Here is a 24,622-nt window from a genome sequence, read left to right as displayed (position 1 = left end):
TATGAACGTATTAAAATTCGCCTTAAGCCTTAGCCTGATTTCTGTATTGGGCACGAGCAGTTTTGCACAGGACAATTCCCGCAATAGCCTTGACTGGTCCGGGCACTATAGCTCCGGTAAAAATATGCACCTGACCCTGAATGAGAATCAAACTTATACACTGGTTAATAATGGTAAAACAACTTCTGGTAAATTCTCCTGGAGCCGTAATGGAGATATGATCACTTTACCAAAAAACAACCTGAGCTTCAAGGTTGGGGAAAATAACCTTACCGGCACCCGCTATGGTACCCGCCTGGAAAAACAATCAGGAGCAGCTGAGCCGGTAGTATCTGGCTCTTTGTATGGTGGTAAATGGATGCTGATCGAGCTGAATGGCAAACCCGTATCTGCCTACAATAAGCATGCTAAAAGTGCGTATATCAGTTTTACAGAAAAAGACATGCGTTTCGGTGGCTTTGGTGGCTGTAACAGCTACGGAGGTACTTTTGAGGTAATGCCGGAAACCGGTCGTATTAAATTCGGACAGTCGGTATCGACTATGAAAGCCTGTTTTGCTGATGGGGTAGAGGCTGAGCCTTTATTAATGAAAGCCATCCGTAGTGCAGATAATTACACCATTCATAATGGCGTGTTGTCTTTAAACAAAGCACGTATGGCACCCCTGGCCCGTTTTCAGATGATTGTAAAATAGTCTACAGGAAGATAAAATGCTTAGGGCCCGGCGTATGCCGGGCCCTAAGCATTTTAAGGTATTAATTGTTCCATTGCCTGGTCTATTGCCAGATACTGAAATGCAAATCCTTCCTGCAACAAACGCATGGGGACTACATTCCGGCTCTTGAGCATCAGCTCTGTTTCTGTGCCTAAAAGTACCGCAGCTATTTCCAGGATAGATACAGGAGCCGGTAATCCGAAAGGAATATGACAGCGTTTGCGCAGTTGCTGCATGAATTGCTGGTTCAATACAGGTGTGGGTGCTGTTATATTTACCGGGCCGGAGATCTGCTCCTGTGCAATAATAAATGCAACAGCTGCACAGAAATCAGCTATATGTATCCAGCTCATCATTTGCATGCCGCGGCCCTGTGCACCGCCCAGGCCCAGGCGGGTGATCTGTTTGAATTTAGGAAAGGCTCCTCCTTCGTTGCCCAGCACAATAGACGTGCGTAAGGCTACTTTCCGGGTTTGCGGATTGGCCTTATTAAAAAATGCAGCCTCCCATTGCTTACATATATTCATCGAAAAATCGTCGCCGGTAATGCCAGATGCTTCCGTCATTTGCTGTGTCTCTGCATGTATGTAAATTGTGGCAGAGCTTGCATTGAGCCATAATTTGGGCGGATGGCTGCATTGGTCGATGGCCTGCTGTAATACTGTAGTACTGTCAATCCTTGACTGCAGAATGGCTTTCTTATTGGCTTCTGTATACCGGCAGTCAACAGACTTTCCGGTCATATTGATGAGCACATCGCAGCCCTCCAGTAATTGTTGCCATGGTCCAGTACTCCGGGCATCCCAGTAATGATCGTCTCTGTATTTGGGTTTACGTGTAAGGATGTGTACCGTATGGCCTTTGCGGCGAAACCATTTGCTGAGTTCCTGCCCGAGAAAACCCGTTCCCCCTGCGATGATGATATTCATATAATACGTTTAGTGTTTTTTAATGGAACTATTCGTGCTTAAATAGCAGATTAACCAATGTAGAAAATAATACCTAAAACCAGTATGCGGTATACAATCCAACTGATGCTGGGTAACAAACCTATGCCCAGTAGCTTGCAGCGCCTGTAATGTTCTGCCAGCATAATAGTCACTATTGCGGCAAAATAAAAGAGTGCGGCCAGGTTGCTCAGGGGTATGAATAATGCGGGTATGAGCAGCAGTGTGCCGATCAGGGATACCGTCATCATATTGCCTATATAGTCTGCGTATTGCTTTCCTAGTATGCGTTTCAGCCACAATGTCTGCCAGCATATCTGGCCTAAGCAGATAATCCCTTCCCTCAATAGATGATGGTGCTGTGGTAAATAGTTACCCAGTTTTTGACTGAATGCGCTCAGCACAAGTGTAGAAAGAAGGGTGACCAAAAGGATGTATGCTATCCTGTAAGAAAGCCTGAAGTCCGGTACACAAGCAGTTTTTCCGTCTTCTGTCCTGTGTGGTATGATCTGTTTGCGGTTATAAGAGACGAAAGCGTATAATTGCTTAAAGCCATAATAGAGGGGAGGGAAGCGTGCAATCCTGGCTAATGCCGGAAAGGAGTGTCCGATAATCGTCAGCAGGCTGTCCAGACCATAAGTCACTTGCTGTGTCTGTGTGTTCACCAGTGCAATCTCGTTACAGGCGCGGTCTGTATCCAGCTGCGTAAAGTGATTATTATTTATTTCATGGAAGGGCAACCTTCCCTGCTGATCCATCATACCGCAGCTTATAAAAGCTTTGGTATACATCCTGCACATAGGGCAGTCTTTATCATATATCAGCGTATGTTGATCCAGTGTTTTCATGGCTGAATGATTATGGGTTTGTGAGGAACGCTTCTGCTCTTGCTTTGATCATGCAGTTGCGTTTGTATAATAGTCTTTTCATATAAGGTTTCAGACCTAGGACAGTAACTATCCTGCCCAGGAATCCGTAGGGAGCAGCAAAGTAAAAAAGGTCTGTCATCAGGGTGCCGCTGTCTTCTTCCCGGAATAGATGAATGTGCTGCAGGTATTTAAACGGCCCTTTGGTCATACGATCTTCAAACTTTACCGGGTATTCCATAGCTGTGATTTTGGTCGTCAGCTCGCGGTAGCAACCCAGGTGCTTTGCCCGCCAGGTAACGGTTTCGTTCAATTCTATCAATCCTGACTGGCGGCCAGCGATAACCACTTCGTTAGTGTGTGCTGTAGATTCAAGGTGCAGGTCTATATTGCGGGAAAGGTCAAACACGATTTCCCTGGGTGCCTGTATTCGGGTATTGATGCAAATCATTGCCATGATGCGCTTATTTATTGACCAGGTGTAAGAATTTCTGAATTTTGTAATGTGTAGCCTTATATACCTTCCGGCAATCCAATGCATATATGATGGCCATAACTGGACTGAAAACCAAGGCTGCTAAAAGAATCCAAAGACATATTGTCGTTAATGATTTCGATTGTATGGACAATGCAGTGATACCCATAACAAGTGCTAGCCAAACCGGTATCATGAATATACCATAAATCCTGAATAGTTGTGATTTTTTGTAGTGCATACTCAGGCGTATAAGATAACTGATGAGCTGTATCAAACCTACTGCGGGATATAGTAGTAATAGATAATTGGGTGCATACAGATATACTACTGGCAAAAGCACTATGGCACAAATGACGGTGCATGCCTGTATATAAAAATCTGTTTTAAAGAAGCGTTTCATAACAACTGTTTTATGAATCAAAGACTATTATTCAAATTCAATACCCTTGCTGTTACCAAAAAGTTTGTTCAGTTCGCGCTGGTGCTGGCGGGCTTTTTTACGGCCGCGCATAAACAGGTAAAGGTTCAGCATCAGCATAATGCCCAGGTATATGGCAAAGCCGCCGATCTTGGTACTGAGCTTTACGATCATGCTTTCTGCATTAACGATGGCAGACATACGAATAATGGTCAGGGCAAAGCCTACATTGAGCAGGTAAAAGCCGATCTTGAACAGGGAATTGGTGGCCAGGGCAATATCGGCCTGCTGGTGAAAGATATCCAGCATAAAGACTTTACCGTTTTTGAACAACTGATGGGCTACCGTGATGGTGAGGCCGAGGGCAACAGGCAGGTAGATGAAATAAGCGAGAAGCGAGATTTGCGTGTTCATTGTATATGATTTAAGAATGAATGTATTTTCTGCTTAAAAGATAAAAGGTGAGGATATTGATATAATGCAGCACACAGAGCAGACAAACAATCGATCCGGTGCGAACAGAGAGGGTCATCATCAGTTCAGCAGCATTGCCTATCTGAAAGCCATCATGCAGGCTCCACGCTGCATAGCCGATATTGACCAGGTAATAGCCACAGAGCAGCAGGTTGTTGATCGCCTGGCAAGGAGCATGATCGCCTAACAAATACTGCAGGTACATGCCTCCGCTTTTGTGACAACAATAGCCTACATATATTGTAATGAAACTGGTTATCAGCAGGTACATCGTATAAGCTAGTATATTGTACATATCGAATAAAATGAAGTTTCAGTAAATATTGAAAATAAAGACTAAATAAAAAACCTTATTTGATAAGGTTCGTTATTTTACCGACCAGCCAGTGTTCATCACTCTTAATGGCCAGGTCCATAATATTGTTGATCTTGTTCGTTACATTTTTCATATCGCCCATCAGTTTTGCGAATGATTCGGCCTCCGGTCCGTCTTCATCGATATGGCTGAGCTCTTCTATGCTGGCAATCACCGGTTCTATCTCTCTTTTCCTTCTTTCCTTTACGATCTGTTTAAAGAGATACCAGATATCTTTTTCCGCCACAAAATACTCTTTACGTTCACCTTTAATGATCTCTTTCCGTACAATGCCCCAGTCGATCAGGTCGCGCAGGGTCATATTGGCATTGCCGCGGGAGATCAGCAATTCTTCCATTACCTCATCGGTAGAGAGTGGCTTGTCGCTGGACAGCAGTAAAGCATGCACCATAGCCATGGTACGGTTTATGCCCCAGTTAGAGGCCAGTGTACCCCAGGTTTGTATATACTTTTCTTTAGCGTCTGCGAGTTTCATGATCTTCTTTGTCTTTGCTGATACAAAAGTACATATATTTTTTAACTTTCAAAATATTTTGAAAGTTAAAAAATAAAAATTATCCGGTGATCCATTGGACAATTGTTATCAGACCAATAATGGTGGATGTAATAAGTAAAAGCATTATGAGTATACATCCATAGCCAAGTAGCTTACCCCCAGTATCTGAAGATTCTATTTCTGGAAGGACAGAAGTTCTTTTTTCTTGTAATATTTGAATATGATTAATAAACACTTCACTATCGGCTTCCAGCCATTCTTCTGTAATATCAAACCAATGAGGGAGAGATGTTTTTTCATTTTGGTTTGACGCTTTCAGTAAACGCAATGCAAACAGCCGCAAGCCTTCCTTATTGGCACGGATATAGCTCTCTGTATGGTGCCCGTTTTCTGACCCAATTTTGAAATATGCATCGTGCACTAGTTGTGTTTCCTCCAGTTTATCAATAAGCTCTTGTAATTGTTCTTTTTGCATCGCAACTAATTGTTGCATACAAATGTAGGGTAAAAACAAAGTGCATAACCGGTGTGGACGATTATGCACTTGCTATTTATACACTTTTTATTTTGCTGCAACCAATCGCTGCTTCAGCTCGGGGTGGCGCAGCAGGGTGGCGATCCAGAGTACAACCTGTACGGCAACGGCCATAGCAATCGGTTGCTGGTGCTGCAGATGGGTTGCAATAGCCCCGCCCATATAGGCGATCAGCAGCAGGGCTCCGAGCAGACCGGTACGGGGTACCAGGAACAGGAGCAAGGACAGGATCTCCACCACACCAATAATACGATAGGTAGCTGCATCCATCCCGGCAGCAGCGGCTTGCTGTACTGCCGTTTCGTTCAGGCCGAGTTTCATAAATGCGCTCATGGCAAATAATAAGGCTAATACGATGGTTAATACCCATCCGGTAATGTTCATTGCTTTTTGTGACATGTTTTATTGTGTTTTGTTTGTGGAGGCAAAGCTCTGTATATTTGCTATACTTTAGATAGCTGTTACAAAAAGAATAGTAGTTACAAAATGGATAGTATTGTACATAACTCAGTGACCTGTAAAAAGGCCCGTCTGGCCATAAGAGATACCCTTGATGTGATCGGAGGCAAGTGGAAAATGGTATTGCTGACTATCCTGATGGATGGTAAAAAACGATTCCTGGAGCTGAGCCGCGAAGCGGAGATCTCGCCCCGCATCTTATCAAAGGAATTGCAGGAGATGGAACTGAACGGGCTGGTAAGCCGTACGGTATGTAATACCAAACCCGTTACCGTAGAATATGCGTTGACACCATACAGCGAAACGCTGAAGGAAGTGCTGGAGGCCATGGGCCGCTGGGGGCAGCAGCACCGCGAGCGGATAATAGAGGAAATCGCGCAACCGCAATAGCGGTCTGTAAAGGCTATTTTTTCATAGACTGATAGATCGGACTTTCTTTCATTGCCTTCTTTTTCTGTTGCTCTATTTCTTTAAATATTGTAGGAAAATCACCTTCGAAGTTGGCCTTCAAGTCTTTTACACCTAATTGTTCCAGGCAGTACAGGTATTGATGCAATGCATCTTTCTGCATGTCTTTTTCGCTATAAGGAATAGTGAGCCAGAAGAGCTGCGCAGCAAAGTCATAAATGCCCAGATCTGATGCAATCATGGCATACTGGTACACATCCTGTAGCTGTTGATCTTCATTCTTAAACAATTTGCTGATCTCTTGTCTGCGTACGATGAGGTAAGCACCCCTGCCATTACTGGCATGTACATCCATATGGTATAGTGGATTGTGCTTATAAATATCTTTTTTAGCTTTAGCCCAGTCTTCACCATCCGTTGCTTCTATTTGTCGCAAGGCGACCTTCTGAGCATGTTCAGAATAGTATTTTTCATAAAGGGCCCAGGCCGAATTTGGATATACCTTCAGGATATCATTATATATAGCAATTGCTTTTATGTAGTTGCCCCGGTCATGGGCGGATATACCTTTTTCTATGGCAATACTCAATTCATTATGAAAGTTGCTGAGTCGGTCTTTTAATTCATCCAGGTATATAGCAGAAATGGATTCTTTGTCGGAAAACATCCTTACAATCTCAATGTATTTCATAGCTTGGTCTAGCTCTCCCTGTGCAACAAGCGCAGCAATTTTAGTTGTTGGGATTAGTTGGTTGCCAGCGCCCATTTCCATGGTTGCACGCCAGTAATCCGGGTTTTTACTGGTGAATGCATATACATCCTGTTCCTGTCCAAAGCTGGTTGTGCTGGCTTTCTTGCCAAAATTTTTGACGCCTGCATACTGGCTTTCTGCGATAAGCTCATAAGCTGTTAATACGGGCAATACCTCTTTGAGTGCATACTCTTTATTGAGTTGCAATTTGGTAGCTAAATCTGCATTTACATAAACACTCTTCTTTTGCTGAACAGGATTTTCAAAGCCTGTAAAATCAGTAGCTGTTTCCGGGCTGCTATGTACAGCGATGAAAACCGGGAAATCGACCAGTCTGGTATGCTCCAGCGGAATAGCCTGCAGGTCATTAAGTATTTTTGCTTCTGCAGCAGTAGGTAATGCCGGACTGGAGTAACATTTGTACGTTGCTGCACCGCTAGTATGTACCGTTAACAGAATGCCTATTTTTTGCTCAGGCGCAAAAAGGTCTGATAACCCCTTGCAATATTCTGTTACCAGTCCCAGGGATGCAATAAATTTATCCTGGTCAAGGTTCACCGCTCCGATACGATCATTATCTAACAGTTTAATGACTAATGCATCATTTTCCTGAGCGAAAGAAGGACTGCTGCATGCCAACAGTACAGATAAGGCGAAATACTTGAGCTTCATGTAATAGGTATGTGAACGAATGATTTATTTCGTGCGCAATATACTCTTTGCTCTATAAAATACTTATCTATTTTGTATTTATTTTTTGCCGGAACAGCCATCTGGGAATCGCGTCTGAGGCTAAGAATGGAATAGTAATATTATTATGATTCAACTCAGTATAAGTCGTGAATACAAGTTGTTTATTCCCTTTTAGTTTGTTGAACAGGTATACGCTTCCACTATAGGGATTATCATTATCCTGCTGTCCGTGAATCAGCCAGATGGGCTTATGGCTAAATGCTTTAAGATTAGATATGTCCGGTACTGCAGCGATAGAAACCATTGCGGCAAAACGTTCAGGGGCAAAGCTCATCAGGTTCTGGGCAGTAGAGGCACCCATAGAATACCCTACAAGGTATATCCTGCTGCGATCTATGTTTGGGTATTCCTGTTCCAGTTTATGAAGCAAATCCAGTATAGCGGCTACATCTGCAGACGGTGCGGATACCTGTATGCCTTTGTCAGGATGATAATTAGATGAGCGCCGTGCAAATTGCGGGGCCAGTACAAATGCCGGAAACTGTTCCTGTATTGCTGTTCTGAGCCAGGTCCTGGCCAGCGGATCTAATTGTAATTCATTATCCGTACCTATTTTGCCGGAGTTGTGCAGCATGATCACAAGCGGGTATTGCCGTAGTCTGTTCATCTGTCTAGGTAACAATAAACGATAGGGTATCGTTATATCCTCAGCAGAAAACGAACCTTTAAGAAAGGGTGCAGCAGACAATTGTAATACCGCTGTCCTGTTGCGGGCTATGGTTAGGCTATCCGGTTTGTCCTGCCTGAATACATGCTGCTGTGCAGATGCCAGACCGGAACAAGTGAGTAGGAAATAGAAAAGGAGCAACGGTTTCATAGCTTAGTCAGGTGTTTGTTTAATATATTTCATCTTCTTTTATACGGATATTAGTACATTTTAGCAGGAACCGTCCTAAGTCGTTAAATTTCTGATCCGGTTCATTCGTGTGGAAGGCCTTGTATCCGCCTGCCGTTTTGCGCTCCAGCAGCCAAGACGCACCGTCAAACATAAGGGTTTCATGATTGTTTGGTAATGAATCCAACTGCATGCCATTGATCAATTGAATACATTTTTGTCCTTGCGCTGGTTTTAATCGCTTTCTTCCCGATATTTTTAATCCTTTAGGTGCATATCCACCTGGACCTTTTCCTTCTTTCCAATAAATAATGTATTCATTACTGGTTTGCTCCAGACGTATACTGATGGGGTGATGGAAAGACCTGAGCCAGGTAAACCGATAAACTGTAGTACCGGAACTGACGGGAAGGGTATATAGTCCGGGTTCTTTCAGCGCTTTAAGTTGTGTGGTTCTGGAGCTGACAGCATGACTGCTCAACTTCAGTTCAAATACAAGATTGTGATAGCCTGCAGCATAATTTATTCCGGACATAAAATACCAGTAAGGGAAGTAGTCATTATGACCACTACTATCAATATTTAATGGAAAAGATGATTCATTAGTGCCATGGAAATACTCTATTTGTTTTATAGGAAAATAAATCTGGTAACGGTTGATTGTATCATTTTGCCACACCTTACTAAAATAATATAATGCGCTGTCTACTGCAGATGCATAAATTGATTTCATTTCAGGTATATCTTCTATTGACTCTGATGCTGCAAATTGATCTTTTTCAATAGGGTATAAAAAGTCTTTGTAATATAGCTTTGCCAGTTCATATTGTACGCCTACATTGTCTGGATATTGTTCCAGAGCCTGATACAGGTACGTTAATTGTTCAGGATATAAATGCTGATTATCATAAGCATCCAAAAAGTGCATTTTTGCATGCACCATATACGGGAGCGGGCTGTTGGGATGATCGAGGATGAGCTGGTCCCAATAAGTACTACCGGAGCCTTTATGTTGACTGTTATAGTGCTCATACATATACCTATGGCCTGCGTCATTCATTGAGTCTATTGACAATAAAAGCTTAGCCTCACAAAGTCTTTGATCCGGATACCTATTATAAGACCGGACTTCTCGCTCCAATTCAATGATGCTTTGTGCCTGAATTTGCATACTCAGAAAAAGACCCGCCAGCAGGAACATCATTTTTCGCATCGAAAACAAATAAGCGCTTACTGCCATTTAATACAGTTTACCGGAATGAGCAGCATACTGCACACCTCCTGATCATTATGCCGGGCGGGTTTCCAGCCCTTTATGCCGATTAATTTATTACGGAGCATCGCCTGACAACGCTGGCTTAAAGCCGGCTTGCGAAAGTGCACATCAACCACCGTACCTGTATAATCGATGGTGAGTTCCAGATAAAGCTTTGTAGCGGGTTCTTCTCCCTCTGACTGGCATTGGGTGATCACCTCTGTAATAGAGTGAAATATATATTGCTGCAGCGAATCATTTGCATAAGAAGCAGGGTACTGCACTGCACGGTAAACGGTATCGCATACCTGTGCCTTTGCGGCAATACCAGAGAAAAGTATAAAGCATGAAAGTAAGACAGACTTCATATGGGTAAATATAATCAGAATTTAAACATGGTTCTGATATAATTGGCAGAAACCAAAAGCGCTCCTGGAAAGGAGCGCTTTTTTAAGCCTGTAATGAAAGAGATAGAATTGACTCAATGAACAAATAGATGCATATTCATTGAATGTTCTCTGGGACAAAAGTAAGGCTGTGCAATGCTACGATGTGCATTCAGACTACTATCTTAAGTACTGTTTTTGGTAAGGAAATATGTAATGATGTATGCCTGAAAATAAAGGCTCAATAGCCTGTTGTTTGCTTAAATTGTTGAACACGATATTGTTAAGGGTAACGATCTGCTTCTTTATAAGAAAAATGAAGTTTCCCGGTTCATTACCACAACCCATACAAAAGAACTGTATGTGAGATGGCCGTTCTAAACGGTGTATAGATCCATACTCCCCACGCTCATCGGTATAATGCCTGCTCCTTATCTCGATTACCAATGATATGCTTTAGTACGTATGATCCGGATCTGTGTAGATGCTGTGTGTATCAATTTGCTTTCATATAAATTTTTCTCGTCTTCAATCATCATGTTTTGTTCATAAATGACCGATAGCCCAGGATAGCTGACTGGAAAAGGTACGGTTTGCAAACCGTTTTCATAATGACTTGTTACAGCCAAATTATAGGTGCTAAATCATAAGTAACTGAAGGCCATATTATAGTTGTTATAAATGAGTATAAAAACATTTTGAAAGGCGCCTAACTTTTGTACTGTTTTTGGAAACCCGCTCCAGGACTTGGTTTTTGACACCCTGAGGCAGTCTATTTTTGTCCCCAAATTGAATTTATTAACCGAAGTGAATAAACTGATTGGCCTAAAAGAAGGACGTCAATCGGTCTGTTAGAACAGCGGAAATTTAAAAACAATTACATCCGATTTAATATGAAACAAAAAACAATTACAAAGATTACGGTGCCCGTATTATTATTGGCAGGAAGTACATCACTTCAGGCTCAGCAAAGGGTCTCGGACGGTACGGCCAATGCGGCTATTAATCCTGCAGCGGTAATGGAACTGCAAAGCAACAATAAAGGGTTTCTGCCCAGCAGAGTGGCCCTGACCGACCGCTTGCTGTGGACGCCGATGACCGGCAGTCCTGCCAAAGGTATGGTGGTGTTCAACACCACTACCGGCGGAGCCAATGGCCTGGACACTGGCCTGGTAGTGTGGGAGGGTAAATGGAACCCCCTGAGTTTTAACAGTAGTGCCGCCGCCGGTGATTTCTGGCGTTTGAAAGGCAATGCAGCCAGCACACCACCTGCTACAGTAGGCACTGCGGTTGGTGCGGCCAATTTCTGGGGTACCACCGATGCCAAAAACCTGGCCCTGGGCGTCAACAACATCACCCGCATGATCTTCGATCAGAATGCAAATGCTGTTGGTGGTGCAGCGACCAGTGCCGGATCGCAATACAGTTTTATCTGGGGGCAGAACGATACTGTAGGTACAGGTTCTAACCATTCCTCGGTATTCGGTTTACAAAACAAGATCAATGCCAGTACGTCCAGCTTCGCGACAGGGTATAATAATGCCCTGACCAATAGTCCGAACAGCACTGTAAGCGGCAACAGTAATATCCTGTTCAATGCCGGAGGCTCAGCAGTATCGGGCGATGGTAATAAGGATAGTGCCACTTATACGATTGTGGCAGGACGTAACCATACCATTGGTGGCAATGCACTGGGTACAGCGGTTTTCGGGCAGAATCATGTGCTGTCGGCTACTTCTATTGGGCAAAACCTGGTGAGTGGCTCAGCCAACACCCTGACCGGCGACAATACCTGGACCAATGTAGTCGGGGGGCAGAATAATAATATCAATACCGCCATCGCTTCGGCTGTTTTTGGTAATGCCAATAAAGACAGCTCCAGTTACACACTGGTGGCAGGTGGCAGCCACAGCATCAGTGCTAACGCCGATAATTCTGTAGTCCTGGGTAATGCACATAAGATTGCTGTTACCGGGGGCAATGCCAACTATTCTACTGTTTTGGGCAATATCAATACCATTACCGTTACCGGTGGCAATGCCGGGGCTAATCTGGTAGGCGGTAATTATAATATCATCAATACTGCTGCAGATGCTTACTCCTCCATCATATACGGCTCCGATAACCGTATGAGCAATGCAAAGAATGCAGCTATTTTCGGTGGCTCCAATAAGGACACTTCCAACTATACATTCATCAGTGGATTTAACAATATCATCGGTTCCGGTTCTGCTAATAGTGGCATCATCGGTACCGCCAACCAACTGGATAGCGGTAGCACGGCTACCTTCATCAGCGGTAGGAATAATGATGTAAGCAATAGTAAAAATACTTTGATTGCCGGTAGCAGAAACAATATAACCGCCGGGAACAGTGGTGCGGTGCTCGGTGATGGAAATATTGTAAATGCTCCCGGTAATCCTTTTGGGATTGTAGCCGGCCAGAACAATGAACTGTATGGTACGAACCAGACGGCTGTATTTGGTTTTGGTAATGTCGATTCCGGTGGTTATAATCTTATGACCGGTAAAGTCAATAAGACTGGTTCTACTACGGGCATGAGCTTGATCATCGGGGAAAATAACTATGTGATGAATAGTCCTGCGAGCTTCACTTATACCGGTGCGGCCTTAGGTGCCGGGTTCCCTTCTGATATAAAGGTATCTGGCAGTCGAGACTTGGTGAGTGGTCTGGGGAATACTGTTGGTGAGGGCTTTAGTTTCAAGCAAGGTAACAATGCGACGATCGGATCTTACAATAAGGTTACCGAGTCCAACAGCAATCTGATAACAGGTTACCAGGATACCGTTACGGGCTCCAATTTTTCTTCCCTTTCCGGCTTCCGGAATACTTTGACCTCCAGTAGCGGTGCGCATATTGCCGGTGCAAGCAATACACTTACTAACGCGAACCTGTCTAATGCCCTGGGTAGCAATAATACGATCACTAATGCTGCGTATAGTACGGCTATTGGCCAGAACAATACGGTAACACAAAATAACAGTATGGCCCTGGGTACCAATGCCACAACGACCAACAGCAACCAATTAGTGCTGGGCTTCAGCAATGGGGTGGTGTTGCCCAAAGCGGCTACGGCACCGGGCAGCCCGGTAGAAGGCCAGGCGTATTATGATACTACCCTGCACAAACTGCGTGTATGGGATGGTACTACATGGCAAAATGCCTGGTAGGTATAATTGAACCGTATACGGTAACCATATCACTACGAAAAAATATTTCAAACGAATAACCTATAATAATTATAAAATGAAATGTACACCTATGAACCTGCTTTTTGCAGGAGTTTTACTGATGAACAGCAGCCCTTTGCTCGCACAGCAAAGGGTGTCTGATGGCACGGCTAATGCTGCCATCAATCCTAATGCAATACTGGAACTACAGAGTAACAATAAGGGATTATTATTATCGCGTCTTGCCCTGACCGCCACTACTGCGGCGAGTCCGCTTAATGCCCATGTCGCAGGTATGGTTGTATACAACACCGCTACTGCAGGCAGCGGCAATACGGCAGTAAGCCCGGGTTTTTATTACAATGACGGTACCCAATGGGTGCGTGTTGTAAATGCCGGTGCTATTGCCAGCCTTGCCTGGATACAGGACGGTAATGATAATGGTGCCCTCAGGACGATTGGTACCAACGATAACTTTGATCTGCCATTTGAAACCAATGGTACTGAAAAAATGAGGTTGGGAACTAATGGCGGTCTGGGTCTGGGTACTTCGGCTCCGGCCTCTATATTGCATATAGACAATGACAACAGAGGGCCACTGTATGATGATGTTTGGGTACGCTCTTACAACACTACAGGAGGCAGTAATACATCCGGCCTCTACCTGAGCAATGCCCGTGGTACGCGCGCAACGCCGCAAAACCTGGGTAACAATGACGGGCTTGGTAACATTAGTATGCAGGGCTATGTCAATGGCGCAATTGCAAACCTTAGTGTCATTAATGCAACCTATACCGGCAACGGTACGAATCTGAACAGTAACCTGCAGCTCAGTACCAGTGGCACTACCCGGATGACACTCGATGACAAGGGTTTTGTAGGTATCAATACGACGAATCCTGCTACAAGACTGGATATTCAGAACGGTACCACCAATGGCGCTATTAAAATTGTAGATGGTACACAGGGCTTAAATAAAGTGCTTACTTCTGATGCCAATGGTGTCGGTACCTGGAAGCGCGCCGCTGTAGATATCTATTACGCGCCTATCGGCGCCGGAGTCAATATCCCTTCCAATACGATTACACCTCAATATACAGGAAATGCAGTAACCCTGCCTCCCGGTAAATGGCTGGTAGATGTCACCATGCTTATGTCCAAAGGTAGTGGCACCGTAACCTATACTGCAAGTAATGAGACCTGGTGGGTGCGTACCTCCTTCGGTAACAGTAGTAGCAGTTTTGCCACAAGTCCCGACATTGTGGGCTCCAGCGACCTTATCAGTGGCGGCTTGGGCACTAATTCCCCTTATTCGATCATGAAAGGTTCTGTAGTGATCAATAATACCTCCGGTGGCAATAAAACATATTACTACTGGGCTATCGGATCTATGCAAAACTTTAATGCTACCGGTAGCCTGATGAATTTTGGAGGTTCGGTTTGGGGAGAGAATGTGATTACCTATCAAAGCATTAACTAAGACGCCGCTTCCGGCCTTTTGTACACGTTTAAAAAAAGACAATGAAAACAACATTTTATAAACTAATTGCGGCCCTGAGTCTGGGTCTGGTCCCGGCAGGCCAGGCAACGGCACAGAGCGCCGTGACGCGTATGGGCACATACGATGCAGGTGGTACTACAGAGTACAGCCAGTATCTGTATATTGGCCCCGGTGCGCATATCACTATCCCTGCAGGGCAGGAATGGGTGATTGCCAGTCAATACGTTTTTATCGCTCCTACTGCTGTGATTGATGGCGGGGGTAAAATGATCCTGGATAATCCGGGAAGTATTGGTACGCTTGCCGAGACCGTAGCCTGGAGCGGCCAGCCCACCACGATAGACGGCGGGGGCAGCAAAATTCTGGCACAGGTCATCCAGCGTAATCCCAATAACCTGGTCCTGGGTGTAGTATCTACTACGCCTTCTATGGGCGATATCAGTACTGCTAATACAGACCACACGCTTTATATTGGTAATAACTTTACCTGGGCGACGACATTGGGCAATGGCTCGGCTGTCAGTGGAAATGATGTACTACTGGGGGCATACGACCTTCGCTTCAGCAGTACTGCTACAGAAACCGGGTACCGTCCTGCTGCCTTTGCAGTAACCGCCGGTAACGGACATGTAGTGAAAGAAAGCTATACTGCTGCCTGGATATACCCGGTAGGGATTACTGAAGGGGACTATACACCGGCTACAGTGAATCCGACGATGGTGAATACTGTGCATGTAAATGTTGCCAGTTACGCCACTTCTGTACCGGTAGAGAACTTCTATAATACCGGTATGCAACGTACCTGGAATATTTATGGCGACGTAGCAGGCAGTACCACCAATATTGCCCTGCAGCATAACACGACGACGAATCAGTCGGTCTTTAACAGCTCGGGTAACTACGTGACACAATACCAGGGCCCGGGTAGCTGGCAGGTAAATACACCGGGCGCGAGCACGGCAGGTGTACCGGCAGCCGGTACCGAGTTGCGTAACCGTGATTATGCGGCATTGGCAACCAATACTACTGCAAATCAAGCTTACTACACTAAGTCAAGTGAGCAGGGTATGGATACTGATCCGGACTTCAATATCACTTACATAAACACTCCGGTAACGGGTAACGTAGCCACGAATGATGATGTGCCGGTTGGTAGCACCTATGGTACACCTGTAGCGCAACCGGGTTATACCAATCCAGGTGCTGCTATTCCGGTAATGAACCCTAACGGTACCTATACCTTTGTTACATCTGTTCCGGGAGAGTACAACTTCCTGGTTCCGGTATGTTATAACAGTGTATGTAATAACGAACTGTTGAACATTACTGTACTGGATAATAACAAACCGAATCCACCTGTAGCGAACAATGACGTGACAGAAACGCCTCAGAACACTCCGGTAACGGTTCCTGTACTGGGTAATGATAAGCCGGGTACACCGGGTACAACCCTGCCTCCGGGTAATGTGGTCGTGATCGATAATAACCCAGGTGCGGGTACAACCCCGGCCGGTGGTACGACCACGATCAACCCTGACGGGTCAATTTCCTATACACCGCCAACCGGCTTTACCGGTACGGATACCATTACATATAAAGTATGTGATAATGGCACCCCATCTCTGTGTGATACAGCAATGGTTGTGGTAACAGTAAATCCTCCGGGCACCCCGAATACGACTACCGCAAATGATGATTATGTAACGACGACTCCATCTACATCCGTAGGCGGTAATGTACTGACCAATGATCATGATGCTGAAGGCAATACTCAAACCGTAGTGGCGCAAACAACTACAATCCCTGGTAAAGGTACCCTGACACTGGGCAGCAATGGTGCTTATACCTTTGTACCGGTTCCTGGTTTCAATGGTCCTGTAGACTTCCCATATGCGATCTTCGATAACGGTAGCCCTGTGGCTAGCGATACTGCAACCCTGCATATCCTGGTGAGCAAACCACTGGATACAGACCCTGACTTCAATACTACTTACATAAATACTCCGGTGACAGGTAATGTATCCACGAATGATGATGTACCAGTTGGTAGTACTTATGGTGCACCTGTAGCACAACCGGGTTATACCAACCCAGGTACTGCTATTCCGGTAATGAACCCTAACGGTACCTATACCTTTGTTACATCTATTCCGGGTGAGTACAACTTCCTGGTTCCGGTATGTTATAACAGTGTATGTACTAACGAACTGTTGAACATTACTGTACTGGATAATAACAAGCCAAACCCACCTGTAGCAAACAATGATGTAACGGAAACGCCTCAGAACACGCCGGTAACGGTTCCTGTACTGGGTAATGATAAACCAGGTACACCAGGCACCACACTGCCTCCGGGCAATGTGGTTGTGATCGATAATAACCCAGGTGCGGGTACAACCCCGGCCGGTGGTACGACCACGATCAACCCTGACGGATCGATTTCCTACACACCGCCAACCGGCTTTACCGGTACGGATACCATCACATATAAAATCTGTGATAATGGCACGCCATCAATGTGTGATACAGCACAGGTATATGTAACTGTTAACCCTGCAGGCACACCGAACACGACTACTGCAAATGATGATTATGTAACGACGACTCCATCTACATCCGTAGGCGGTAATGTACTGACCAATGATCATGATGCAGAAGGCAATACCCAAACCGTAGTGGCGCAAACAACCACTATCCCTGGTAAAGGTACCCTGACGCTGGGTAGCAATGGTGCTTACACCTTTGTACCGGTTCCTGGCTTCAATGGTCCTGTAGACTTCCCATATGCGATTGCCGATAATGGTAGTCCTGTGGCCCGTGATACGGCAACCCTGCATATCCTGGTGAGCAAACCACTGGATACAGACCCTGACTTTAACACTACTTACATAAACACTCCGGTAACGGGTAACGTAGCCACAAATGATGATGTACCGGTTGGTAGTACCTATGGTACACCTGTAGCACAACCGGGTTATACCAATCCAGGTGCTGCTATGCCGGTAATGAACCCTAATGGGACCTATACTTTTGTTACGGCTGTACCGGGTGAGTATAACTTCCTGGTTCCGGTATGTTATAACAATGTATGTACCAACGAACTGTTGAACATTACTGTACTGAACAATAACCAACCCAACCCACCTGTAGCGAACAATGACGTGACAGAAACGCCTCAGAATACTCCGGTAACGGTTCCTGTGCTGGGTAATGATAAACCGGGTACACCGGGTACGACCCTGCCTCCGGGCAACGTGGTTGTGATCGATAATAACCCAGGTGCGGGTACAACCCCGGCCGGTGGTACGACCACGATCAACCCTGACGGATCGATCTCCTATACACCACCAACCGGCTTTACTGGTACGGATACCATCACATATAAAATCTGTGATAACGGTACGCCATCAATGTGTGATACTGCACAAGTATTTGTAACGGTAAATCCTCCGGGCACTCCGAATACGACAACCGCAAATGACGACTATGGTGTAACCACCAAAGGAAAAACACTGAACGGCAATGTACTGTCGAACGATCATGATGCAGAGGGCAATATCCAAATGGTAGTGGCGCAAACGATCGCCATCTCTGGTAAAGGTACCCTGACGCTTAATACAGACGGTTCTTATGCATTCGTTCCTGTTTTCGGATTTATTGGTGCAGTTGAGTATCCGTATGCCATCTTCGATAACGGTAGCCCTGTGGCCCGTGATACAGCAACCTTGCATATTCTGGTAGGAACTGCTCCGGATTTCACACCTGTTGTTCAGATCGATGCCTTAAGCTTCCCAGCAGCAGGAGACAACAGAGACTTCGTGGTTAATATTGTTGAAGTAGCAAATATGAATAGTTTAGGTCAGGTTGCCTTCCGTATTCCGAAGCTTTCCGCCTTTACCATTACTTACGGCGCAACAACGACAACATCTAATGTGAGCGGAGGTACTACAGTATTTAATAACGATTGGATCATCACGGAAACTTCAAGCTACATATTGTGTACGCTTAAACCTGGTAAAGTGATTAGTCCGTATGGTTACTCTGCCTTAGGATTCAATATAAGCCGTAAAGCAGGTATTGCTGCGAATACCAGTCAGCCGATCAATGCAATCATTGTCGCTGCAAGTGGCGGAGATAGCAATAATGCAAATAACAGTTCACAAACATCTGTTACGGCAACCAACCCATAACAGTATAAATTTTTAAGGTGCCGCCCGGGAGCAGAACGGTAGGCGGCACCTTTCATTTATCATTAAGATTTAAACAACCATAAATTTAATACAATGAGACAAAATTTTTCAAAAGCCATTCTTACGGCCATAACGGCCTTGCTTTTACTGAGCTTCACGCCTTTCTCCGGCCGCGCGCAGGACGCAGATCCATGGATATCCATTCTTGCATATCCACTCAATGGTGCTCAGATACCAGTGGGAGGTAATGGTCAGATACAGGTAACGACCGGTAATATCGGAATCACTACAGATATTGTGGCCAATTCATTAGAAATTACATTATCTGTAGGGGGTAATGTTGGCATTACAGGCCTGGATCTGGTTAATAGCGATCCAAGATGGTATGTATATTCACTTACCCCAGGTACAAACGGAACGATTAAATTGCGTAATAATGCTACCTTACCTGTTTTCGATATCCATGATGTATGGATAAATACAACAGGTCTGATCGCAATGCCGATTTTCCAGACCGTTACGGCTAATATCAGCTATGTGATTGATCCCGCGCCGACCTTTAAAAATCCGCTTACCGGTGCACCAAGTGTTGCTCAAGGTAACCAGCTCATTGGTAATGACAACTCTACAACAAGCTTTACCGTATTTACACCGCTTCCAGTAACCCTTTCCGCTTTTACGGCTGAAGCGGATGGGTGTGCCGCAAAACTGAGCTGGACGACTACTGAAGAACGCAATTTTGATCATTTCGCAGTAGAAAGCAGCGCTGATGCCAGAACATTTCATACGATTACAACCGTAAAAAACAAGAGCAGTCTGAACGGAAGCACTTATGCATACGTGGCAGAGCAGCCAACCGGTACCATTTATTATCGACTGAAAATGGTGGATGTAGATGGCCAGTTCAAGTATAGCGACGTAAAATCGGTACATACTGATTGTAGCGGTAAAAATAACTGGACGGTATATCCTGATCCGGCGAGAGAAAACGAGCCCGTGCATATAAAACTGAATGCTACTAATGGAATGAAAACCGTACAGGTTAAGGCCGTTGATGCAATTGGCCGTATGGTGATCAGCAAACAATATGATGTAGTTGCCGGAGAAAATAACTATGTATTACCTGCTTTGGCTAACGGTACTTATATGGTTTCTTTGATTGATGCATATGGCAACCTGATTGACCAGACACAAAAACTGGTGATTGCAAAATAATATAGTACATCGTCTTATGTAACTATAGAAGGTGTTTAATTGCAAAGGCAAGGTATGTATACCTTGCCTTTTATTATTTCGGTCACTGCTCTATTGCAGTACTATGATTGCAGCAGTGTAAGCAGATACTTTTTTGCCAGCGCTTCTTTTGCCGCAGTGTCCAGTACGTTCTGACCTTTACTGTCCGTTATTTTGATCTCCGTTTCACGCCAGCGATCCTCGTTTAATGATTGCATGCGGGTAGCCTTATCCGTCTCACTGGTAAATAATTTCCAGCAGGACGATGCCGCCTTGCGATCCTGTTCCAGTACACCATCTTTCAGTTCCAGTCTGAGGGCAGTTCCTAGTCCGGGTATACTGACCTCCTGCCAGATATACTTACCCGGAGTGGAGTGCTCTGCGGGTGCATTAAGTGTTTTGAATAGTTGCTGTATCCAGTGATCCTGGTCTTCCAGTAACATTATGGAACGTAATGTATCCGTTTCGCGATACTCCTGCTTCCAGCCCAGTTGTGGCGATTTTTGTTGTGCCTGAAGGCTCAGTGTGCCAAGCCCCAGTAGCAGCGCGGTTAAAGGAATTAGTTTATGCGTAGCTTTAAGTTTAGAGCAATATACTATTTTTTAGTATACGTTTGTTCGCTATTGCTGTTAGAGAGCACAAACTGCCGGTCTGAAATAATCGCTATTTTACCTTTATTGATAACGGTCTTGCTGATCACCTGGTTATATAGACGAGGGTAGGTATACAGTAATATATCCGTCGGTTTATGGATTGGCTGTGTAAGCTCAAAAAGATAATTATTCGTGCCCGGAGCCAGTTCGTCCTGGTCGCCAGCCAGTCTGAGGAAGGCCGTTTCATACAGCAGAGAGTCCGTAATGGTGTAGTGGCCATCACCTTTAAGTTCCGTAAGGCGCAGTACTTTTTTATCCTTATCCAGTAATTCCAGCATAATGTATTTGCCATATACCGCTGGCTGCTCTACAGCAGAGGCGGCGCGATATACCGTAATGGTAACCGGCCCGCTAGCTTGTTTGGCCCCCTTTTTGGTACGGGCTTTCTGCACTATTTTGCCCGGTACATCTTTATCATAAGTCAGGTAGAGCGAGTCCTGTTGAATCGTGTAAGTGCCCTGTCCGTAATAGGTACCCCCGGAATGTTCGCCTTGATTGCTGAACAGATTGTTATCGGTAAACATCAGGCTGTCCTGCCCTGAACCATCGGCAGTATACGTGCCCGGAGTAATAGTTTGTGCATGCAGAGTAAGTGTTACAAAACATATTGCAAGTGCCAATAGGATAAATTTCATAGTATATCGTTTTTGGTGTAAGTCTAATGTAATGATATTTCTATGAAATGTATATTTTATAATGTGAAAGTTGTGTTTATGGTTTTTCTGGATAGAGTTCCAGCGTGTTGCTCCACACTACAGACCAGGTGTCTCTATCCTGCATTATCGCAAAATAATTTTTATTTCCTTTGTCGTGAGGATTATACAACAGTTTTAACCCGATGCGGGTTGGAGACAATGTGTATTTTGGTCTGACATTTTGGTCATCTGGTCTTTGAAGATGCCATAGATGTTCGATCAATACTGCATAAAAGTAATGATGCTGTTGCGGGGCTATAGTTATGGTTTCTGGCACATTTCCATCGCAGCCTTCATAATCGAAGTGCAGATAATCCTTATTATTAAGCATGAATATTTCGGGCCAGCCACATGTCATAGAGGCAATATATACAGGCTTATCAGAAGTATTGGTAAGCTCTATCATTACTCCATATGATTTTTGCTCAATGCTGGGCAATGAATCTAAGCTGTAGTGCCCGCGCAATAGTTCATAGGGTGCAGTTCCTTTTTTGTATTGATTAATATACTCATCAGTAATATTGATGCATATACTTACCGGAGATCCATTGCTTTGTGCCAGAGCCATTTGGTTGAAGTGTAATACACAAAGTATGAGGAAGATTTTTTGCATATTTGTGAATGATCCTATTTAATACGTAATTCTATTTTGCACATCTAAATTATGTCATGTCCATAAATTTATATAATCCTTTATGCTGTAATAGACTACGGATCTCTTCTAAAATGATTTTGAGTCTGTCAGTGGCAGACGCATTTTGTCCTTCAATCTGTTCATCCATTTCCTGCCACAGCTTTTGGATAAAATATGGAGTGCTTTCAGGTAAAAAGGACTCTTTCTTTTCTGGTTCATATGCCTCCAGCCAGTCGTCTTCCCAGAAACACATAAAACAAATATCAAATGATGCTCTTGTATTCAGGCAGTAGTATCCACAAACCGGGCAAGTATTGTACTGAATGTCGAGAGCACTTACTGGTCCTAGTATCATTATCGGAGGAAAATGTTGCTTGAAATAATTTCTTCTGTGTTGTAATTCAAAGGTATATTCCAATTTCATAAGGTATTAGCTACTTTTTCAAATTTGTCTGCAATTTATCGCAACTTCTAATGGTCAATGCGATTATTGTTCTTTTCATTATATTTGAATTGAGGGTATTTAATTCATCCCTTTGTTTTGCAACAAAAGTAAATAACCTGGCTGATACATGTTCCTGTGTATCGACTATCTTAAATTTTCACTTCCCCCTTTTTTCGCACCCCATTCCCATTTCCCTTAGTATCTTTGCCGCATGCCCAAGGTATTGCTCACGACGCTGAATGCGAAATATATACATCTTAATCTGGCCATCCGTATCCTGTACGATCTGAACAAGGATAACGGTAATGCCGATCTGCACATGCATGAGTTCACCATTAAGAACGATCCGCAGGAGGTGGCAGCATACTGTATCGATTATGATGTGGTGTGTTTCAGCTGTTATATCTGGAACATTACCCAGACCCTGGCGGTCGCAAGAGAGATCAAGGCCCTGAACCCGAATACAAAAGTCTTGTTGGGTGGACCGGAAGTGAGTTACGAATGGGAGCCGGTGATTGCAGAAGATGCGGTAGATTATATCATCGCTGGAGAGGGAGAGATTCCGTTTGAGCATTTTGTGCGCCAATACCCGCATGTATCGCTGGTGCCGAACCTGATTTATAAAGAAGAAGGACAAATACATTATAATAAGCAATCCGTACAGTTTGATGTAAAACTGCTGGAGGATCGTAATCCTTACCAGTACGATACGGCTGAGGAGCTGAATAATAAAGTCTGCTACATCGAGACCAGTCGCGGATGTCCGTACAAATGCGAATTCTGTCTGGCCAGCCTGGATAATAAAGTGCGCTACCTGCCCATGCAGACCATCAAGGATAATCTCCTGTACCTGATGCAGCGCGGTCGTACGATTAAATTCCTTGACCGCACCTTTAATATCAAGAAAGATTTTACCCTCGATCTGTTCCAGTTTATCCTGGACCATCATCGTCCGGGCAATGTATTCCAGTTCGAGATCACGGCCGATATTGTGCATCCAGACATCATTGCCTTTATACAGGAGAAGGTGCCGCCGGGACTTTTCCGTTTCGAGATCGGTATACAGACGGTTAACCAGCAGAGCAACCTGGAGGTAAGCCGTAAGCAGAACTTTACCAAAACCTCGGGTGTGGTACAATCCCTGCAGAACAAGATTGAGATGCACCTGGACCTTATTGTAGGCCTGCCGCTGGAGTATATGGCTGATCTGAAGTACAGCTTTGAAGAAACCTTCAAACTATATCCGCCGGAACTGCAATTGGGTTTCCTTAAATTCCTGAAAGGCACACCGGTGCGTGAAAAGTACGAACAGTACGATTATGTATTTGATCCGGAGCCTCCGTACCAGATCATCCGCAGCCGCTTCCTCAGCGAAGAAGAGCTGCATAAAGTAACGCTGCTGGAGAATGCCCTGGAAATCTACTGGAATAAAAAACGTGCCTGTAATGCGCTGAAGCATATTACGGCACACTACAGCATCTTTGACTTCCTTATGGGAGTGGGTGCGCGTTTTGTCGAAAAACATGCCTTCCATAAGCATACCCTTAAGCAGGTGTATGAAGTAATCCGTGATTATATACAGGAGCTGTATCCGGAGGATACTGTACTGGCAGAACTGCTGGCCCTGGATTATTATACCTTCTACAAAGTGAAACCACAGGACATTTTTGAGCTGGAAGCCGACAAGGCCGAGCGTTTTAAAGTGATCGAGAGCTTTGGCCTAAACCATCACAAATACCGTTTTGCGGTATTGCCGGTACATTTCGACACCACGATTTATATACAGGATGGAGCAATACAGCCCAAGCTGGACTACCTGATCATCCAGTTTGACGGACAGGAAAAGGGCGAGGTGCTTTGTGCCGATCTGCAGTACTTATAGGGAGAAAGCAAATGATTCACGATTAAATAATACTACAGGTCCGGGG

23 protein-coding genes are annotated in these 24,622 nt (G+C 44.6%); 7 read left to right on the top strand and 16 right to left on the bottom strand.

The window, feature by feature from the left end; genetic code table 11:
• The first annotated feature begins 1 nt into the window (after window position 1).
• Window positions 2-694 carry an META domain-containing protein gene (locus tag FTD44_RS00940; protein WP_129021106.1) on the top strand — a complete coding sequence of 231 codons (693 nt, stop codon included), beginning with the start codon at window positions 2-4 and terminating at the stop codon, window positions 692-694.
• Window positions 695-747: 53 nt separating this feature from the next.
• On the opposite strand, the gene FTD44_RS00935 is transcribed toward FTD44_RS00940, so the two are convergent.
• From FTD44_RS00935 to FTD44_RS00900, 8 genes are all read right to left on the bottom strand, one after another.
• Window positions 748-1,644: a TIGR01777 family oxidoreductase gene (locus FTD44_RS00935; RefSeq protein WP_222164752.1), complete on the bottom strand. Its 897-nt coding sequence runs from the start codon at window positions 1,642-1,644 to the stop codon at window positions 748-750.
• Window positions 1,645-1,694: 50 nt separating this feature from the next.
• Complete coding sequence (locus tag FTD44_RS00930) at window positions 1,695-2,510, bottom strand: DCC1-like thiol-disulfide oxidoreductase family protein (RefSeq protein ID WP_222164751.1); 816 nt, start codon at window positions 2,508-2,510, stop codon at window positions 1,695-1,697.
• Window positions 2,511-2,520: 10 nt separating this feature from the next.
• Entirely contained in the window at window positions 2,521-2,985 is a 465-nt protein-coding gene (locus tag FTD44_RS00925; protein ID WP_222164750.1) for an SRPBCC family protein, read from the bottom strand.
• Window positions 2,986-3,433: 448 nt separating this feature from the next.
• Complete coding sequence (locus FTD44_RS00920) at window positions 3,434-3,838, bottom strand: hypothetical protein (RefSeq protein ID WP_222164749.1); 405 nt, start codon at window positions 3,836-3,838, stop codon at window positions 3,434-3,436.
• 10 nt (window positions 3,839-3,848) lie between these two features.
• Window positions 3,849-4,193 (bottom strand): hypothetical protein, encoded by a 345-nt coding sequence (locus tag FTD44_RS00915; protein WP_222164748.1) that lies wholly within the window; start codon window positions 4,191-4,193, stop codon window positions 3,849-3,851.
• Window positions 4,194-4,248: 55 nt separating this feature from the next.
• Window positions 4,249-4,749, bottom strand: coding sequence for a GbsR/MarR family transcriptional regulator (locus tag FTD44_RS00910; protein WP_129021112.1), 501 nt, complete (start codon window positions 4,747-4,749; stop codon window positions 4,249-4,251).
• 79 nt (window positions 4,750-4,828) lie between these two features.
• Entirely contained in the window at window positions 4,829-5,263 is a 435-nt protein-coding gene (locus FTD44_RS00905) for a hypothetical protein (RefSeq protein WP_222164747.1), read from the bottom strand.
• Between the two features lie 69 nt (window positions 5,264-5,332).
• Entirely contained in the window at window positions 5,333-5,704 is a 372-nt protein-coding gene (locus FTD44_RS00900; RefSeq protein WP_222164746.1) for a DoxX family protein, read from the bottom strand.
• Between the two features lie 87 nt (window positions 5,705-5,791).
• Here FTD44_RS00900 and FTD44_RS00895 point away from each other — a divergent pair, with 87 nt between their 5' ends.
• On the top strand, window positions 5,792-6,154 hold the full coding sequence (locus FTD44_RS00895) for a winged helix-turn-helix transcriptional regulator (protein ID WP_222164745.1): 363 nt from the start codon (window positions 5,792-5,794) through the stop codon (window positions 6,152-6,154).
• 13 nt (window positions 6,155-6,167) lie between these two features.
• On the opposite strand, the gene FTD44_RS00890 is transcribed toward FTD44_RS00895, so the two are convergent.
• From FTD44_RS00890 to FTD44_RS00875, 4 genes are all read right to left on the bottom strand, one after another.
• A complete protein-coding gene (locus FTD44_RS00890; RefSeq protein ID WP_222164744.1) occupies window positions 6,168-7,595 on the bottom strand; it encodes a hypothetical protein in 1,428 nt (475 codons plus the stop codon).
• A 67-nt stretch (window positions 7,596-7,662) separates the two neighbouring features.
• Window positions 7,663-8,493: a carboxylesterase family protein gene (locus FTD44_RS00885; RefSeq protein WP_222164743.1), complete on the bottom strand. Its 831-nt coding sequence runs from the start codon at window positions 8,491-8,493 to the stop codon at window positions 7,663-7,665.
• Window positions 8,494-8,512: 19 nt separating this feature from the next.
• Entirely contained in the window at window positions 8,513-9,751 is a 1,239-nt protein-coding gene (locus tag FTD44_RS00880; protein ID WP_222164742.1) for a hypothetical protein, read from the bottom strand.
• Window positions 9,742-10,134, bottom strand: a complete 393-nt coding sequence (locus FTD44_RS00875; RefSeq protein ID WP_222164741.1) for a hypothetical protein — start codon at window positions 10,132-10,134, stop codon at window positions 9,742-9,744. Before FTD44_RS00875 ends, FTD44_RS00880 begins: the two co-directional genes overlap by 10 nt.
• A gap of 911 nt (window positions 10,135-11,045) precedes the next feature.
• Between FTD44_RS00875 and FTD44_RS00870 the strand changes: the two genes are divergently transcribed.
• The 4 genes from FTD44_RS00870 (at window position 11,046) to FTD44_RS00855 (ending at window position 20,249) form a co-directional block, all read left to right on the top strand.
• Window positions 11,046-13,343, top strand: a complete 2,298-nt coding sequence (locus tag FTD44_RS00870) for a beta strand repeat-containing protein (protein ID WP_222164740.1) — start codon at window positions 11,046-11,048, stop codon at window positions 13,341-13,343.
• 91 nt (window positions 13,344-13,434) lie between these two features.
• Window positions 13,435-14,823: a hypothetical protein gene (locus FTD44_RS00865; protein WP_222164739.1), complete on the top strand. Its 1,389-nt coding sequence runs from the start codon at window positions 13,435-13,437 to the stop codon at window positions 14,821-14,823.
• 287 nt (window positions 14,824-15,110) lie between these two features.
• Complete coding sequence (locus FTD44_RS00860; RefSeq protein WP_394369723.1) at window positions 15,111-19,034, top strand: Ig-like domain-containing protein; 3,924 nt, start codon at window positions 15,111-15,113, stop codon at window positions 19,032-19,034.
• A gap of 93 nt (window positions 19,035-19,127) precedes the next feature.
• On the top strand, window positions 19,128-20,249 hold the full coding sequence (locus FTD44_RS00855; protein WP_222164737.1) for a T9SS type A sorting domain-containing protein: 1,122 nt from the start codon (window positions 19,128-19,130) through the stop codon (window positions 20,247-20,249).
• A 101-nt stretch (window positions 20,250-20,350) separates the two neighbouring features.
• Here the strand turns inward: FTD44_RS00855 and FTD44_RS00850 are convergent, their stop codons facing one another.
• From FTD44_RS00850 to FTD44_RS00835, 4 genes are all read right to left on the bottom strand, one after another.
• Window positions 20,351-20,710 (bottom strand): hypothetical protein, encoded by a 360-nt coding sequence (locus FTD44_RS00850; protein ID WP_222164736.1) that lies wholly within the window; start codon window positions 20,708-20,710, stop codon window positions 20,351-20,353.
• Window positions 20,711-20,862: 152 nt separating this feature from the next.
• Complete coding sequence (locus FTD44_RS00845) at window positions 20,863-21,555, bottom strand: hypothetical protein (protein WP_222164735.1); 693 nt, start codon at window positions 21,553-21,555, stop codon at window positions 20,863-20,865.
• A 76-nt stretch (window positions 21,556-21,631) separates the two neighbouring features.
• Window positions 21,632-22,228: a hypothetical protein gene (locus FTD44_RS00840; RefSeq protein WP_222164734.1), complete on the bottom strand. Its 597-nt coding sequence runs from the start codon at window positions 22,226-22,228 to the stop codon at window positions 21,632-21,634.
• Window positions 22,229-22,277: 49 nt separating this feature from the next.
• Entirely contained in the window at window positions 22,278-22,604 is a 327-nt protein-coding gene (locus FTD44_RS00835) for a CPCC family cysteine-rich protein (RefSeq protein ID WP_222164733.1), read from the bottom strand.
• A 301-nt stretch (window positions 22,605-22,905) separates the two neighbouring features.
• Here FTD44_RS00835 and FTD44_RS00830 point away from each other — a divergent pair, with 301 nt between their 5' ends.
• The gene (locus FTD44_RS00830; protein WP_222164732.1) at window positions 22,906-24,576 is read left to right on the top strand and encodes a B12-binding domain-containing radical SAM protein; all 1,671 of its coding nucleotides are present in this window, start codon (window positions 22,906-22,908) and stop codon (window positions 24,574-24,576) included.
• Window positions 24,577-24,622: the final 46 nt, after the last annotated feature.

This window comes from Edaphocola aurantiacus, assembly GCF_019797745.1.
Classification (GTDB): Bacteria; Bacteroidota; Bacteroidia; order Chitinophagales; family Chitinophagaceae; genus Edaphocola; species Edaphocola aurantiacus.
Note: the sequence above shows the minus strand (reverse complement) of the source record. Positions and strands in the feature narration are given on the sequence as shown.

What these genes read in the sequence shown, in the direction of transcription:
- FTD44_RS00865 (WP_222164739.1), top strand. Translation starts at nt 13,435, where the DNA reads ATGAACCTGCTTTTTGCAGGAGTTTTACTGATGAACAGCAGCCCTTTG.
- FTD44_RS00915 (WP_222164748.1), bottom strand. Translation starts at nt 4,193, where the DNA reads ATGTACAATATACTAGCTTATACGATGTACCTGCTGATAACCAGTTTC.
- FTD44_RS00930 (WP_222164751.1), bottom strand. Translation starts at nt 2,510, where the DNA reads ATGAAAACACTGGATCAACATACGCTGATATATGATAAAGACTGCCCT.
- FTD44_RS00910 (WP_129021112.1), bottom strand. Translation starts at nt 4,749, where the DNA reads ATGAAACTCGCAGACGCTAAAGAAAAGTATATACAAACCTGGGGTACA.
- FTD44_RS00870 (WP_222164740.1), top strand. Translation starts at nt 11,046, where the DNA reads ATGAAACAAAAAACAATTACAAAGATTACGGTGCCCGTATTATTATTG.
- FTD44_RS00895 (WP_222164745.1), top strand. Translation starts at nt 5,792, where the DNA reads ATGGATAGTATTGTACATAACTCAGTGACCTGTAAAAAGGCCCGTCTG.
- FTD44_RS00835 (WP_222164733.1), bottom strand. Translation starts at nt 22,604, where the DNA reads ATGATACTAGGACCAGTAAGTGCTCTCGACATTCAGTACAATACTTGC.
- FTD44_RS00935 (WP_222164752.1), bottom strand. Translation starts at nt 1,644, where the DNA reads ATGAATATCATCATCGCAGGGGGAACGGGTTTTCTCGGGCAGGAACTC.
- FTD44_RS00875 (WP_222164741.1), bottom strand. Translation starts at nt 10,134, where the DNA reads ATGAAGTCTGTCTTACTTTCATGCTTTATACTTTTCTCTGGTATTGCC.
- FTD44_RS00845 (WP_222164735.1), bottom strand. Translation starts at nt 21,555, where the DNA reads ATGAAATTTATCCTATTGGCACTTGCAATATGTTTTGTAACACTTACT.
- FTD44_RS00850 (WP_222164736.1), bottom strand. Translation starts at nt 20,710, where the DNA reads ATGTTACTGGAAGACCAGGATCACTGGATACAGCAACTATTCAAAACA.
- FTD44_RS00925 (WP_222164750.1), bottom strand. Translation starts at nt 2,985, where the DNA reads ATGGCAATGATTTGCATCAATACCCGAATACAGGCACCCAGGGAAATC.
- FTD44_RS00920 (WP_222164749.1), bottom strand. Translation starts at nt 3,838, where the DNA reads ATGAACACGCAAATCTCGCTTCTCGCTTATTTCATCTACCTGCCTGTT.
- FTD44_RS00860 (WP_394369723.1), top strand. Translation starts at nt 15,111, where the DNA reads ATGATCCTGGATAATCCGGGAAGTATTGGTACGCTTGCCGAGACCGTA.
- FTD44_RS00885 (WP_222164743.1), bottom strand. Translation starts at nt 8,493, where the DNA reads ATGAAACCGTTGCTCCTTTTCTATTTCCTACTCACTTGTTCCGGTCTG.
- FTD44_RS00890 (WP_222164744.1), bottom strand. Translation starts at nt 7,595, where the DNA reads ATGAAGCTCAAGTATTTCGCCTTATCTGTACTGTTGGCATGCAGCAGT.
- FTD44_RS00880 (WP_222164742.1), bottom strand. Translation starts at nt 9,751, where the DNA reads ATGGCAGTAAGCGCTTATTTGTTTTCGATGCGAAAAATGATGTTCCTG.
- FTD44_RS00855 (WP_222164737.1), top strand. Translation starts at nt 19,128, where the DNA reads ATGAGACAAAATTTTTCAAAAGCCATTCTTACGGCCATAACGGCCTTG.
- FTD44_RS00840 (WP_222164734.1), bottom strand. Translation starts at nt 22,228, where the DNA reads ATGCAAAAAATCTTCCTCATACTTTGTGTATTACACTTCAACCAAATG.
- FTD44_RS00940 (WP_129021106.1), top strand. Translation starts at nt 2, where the DNA reads ATGAACGTATTAAAATTCGCCTTAAGCCTTAGCCTGATTTCTGTATTG.
- FTD44_RS00830 (WP_222164732.1), top strand. Translation starts at nt 22,906, where the DNA reads ATGCCCAAGGTATTGCTCACGACGCTGAATGCGAAATATATACATCTT.
- FTD44_RS00900 (WP_222164746.1), bottom strand. Translation starts at nt 5,704, where the DNA reads ATGTCACAAAAAGCAATGAACATTACCGGATGGGTATTAACCATCGTA.
- FTD44_RS00905 (WP_222164747.1), bottom strand. Translation starts at nt 5,263, where the DNA reads ATGCAACAATTAGTTGCGATGCAAAAAGAACAATTACAAGAGCTTATT.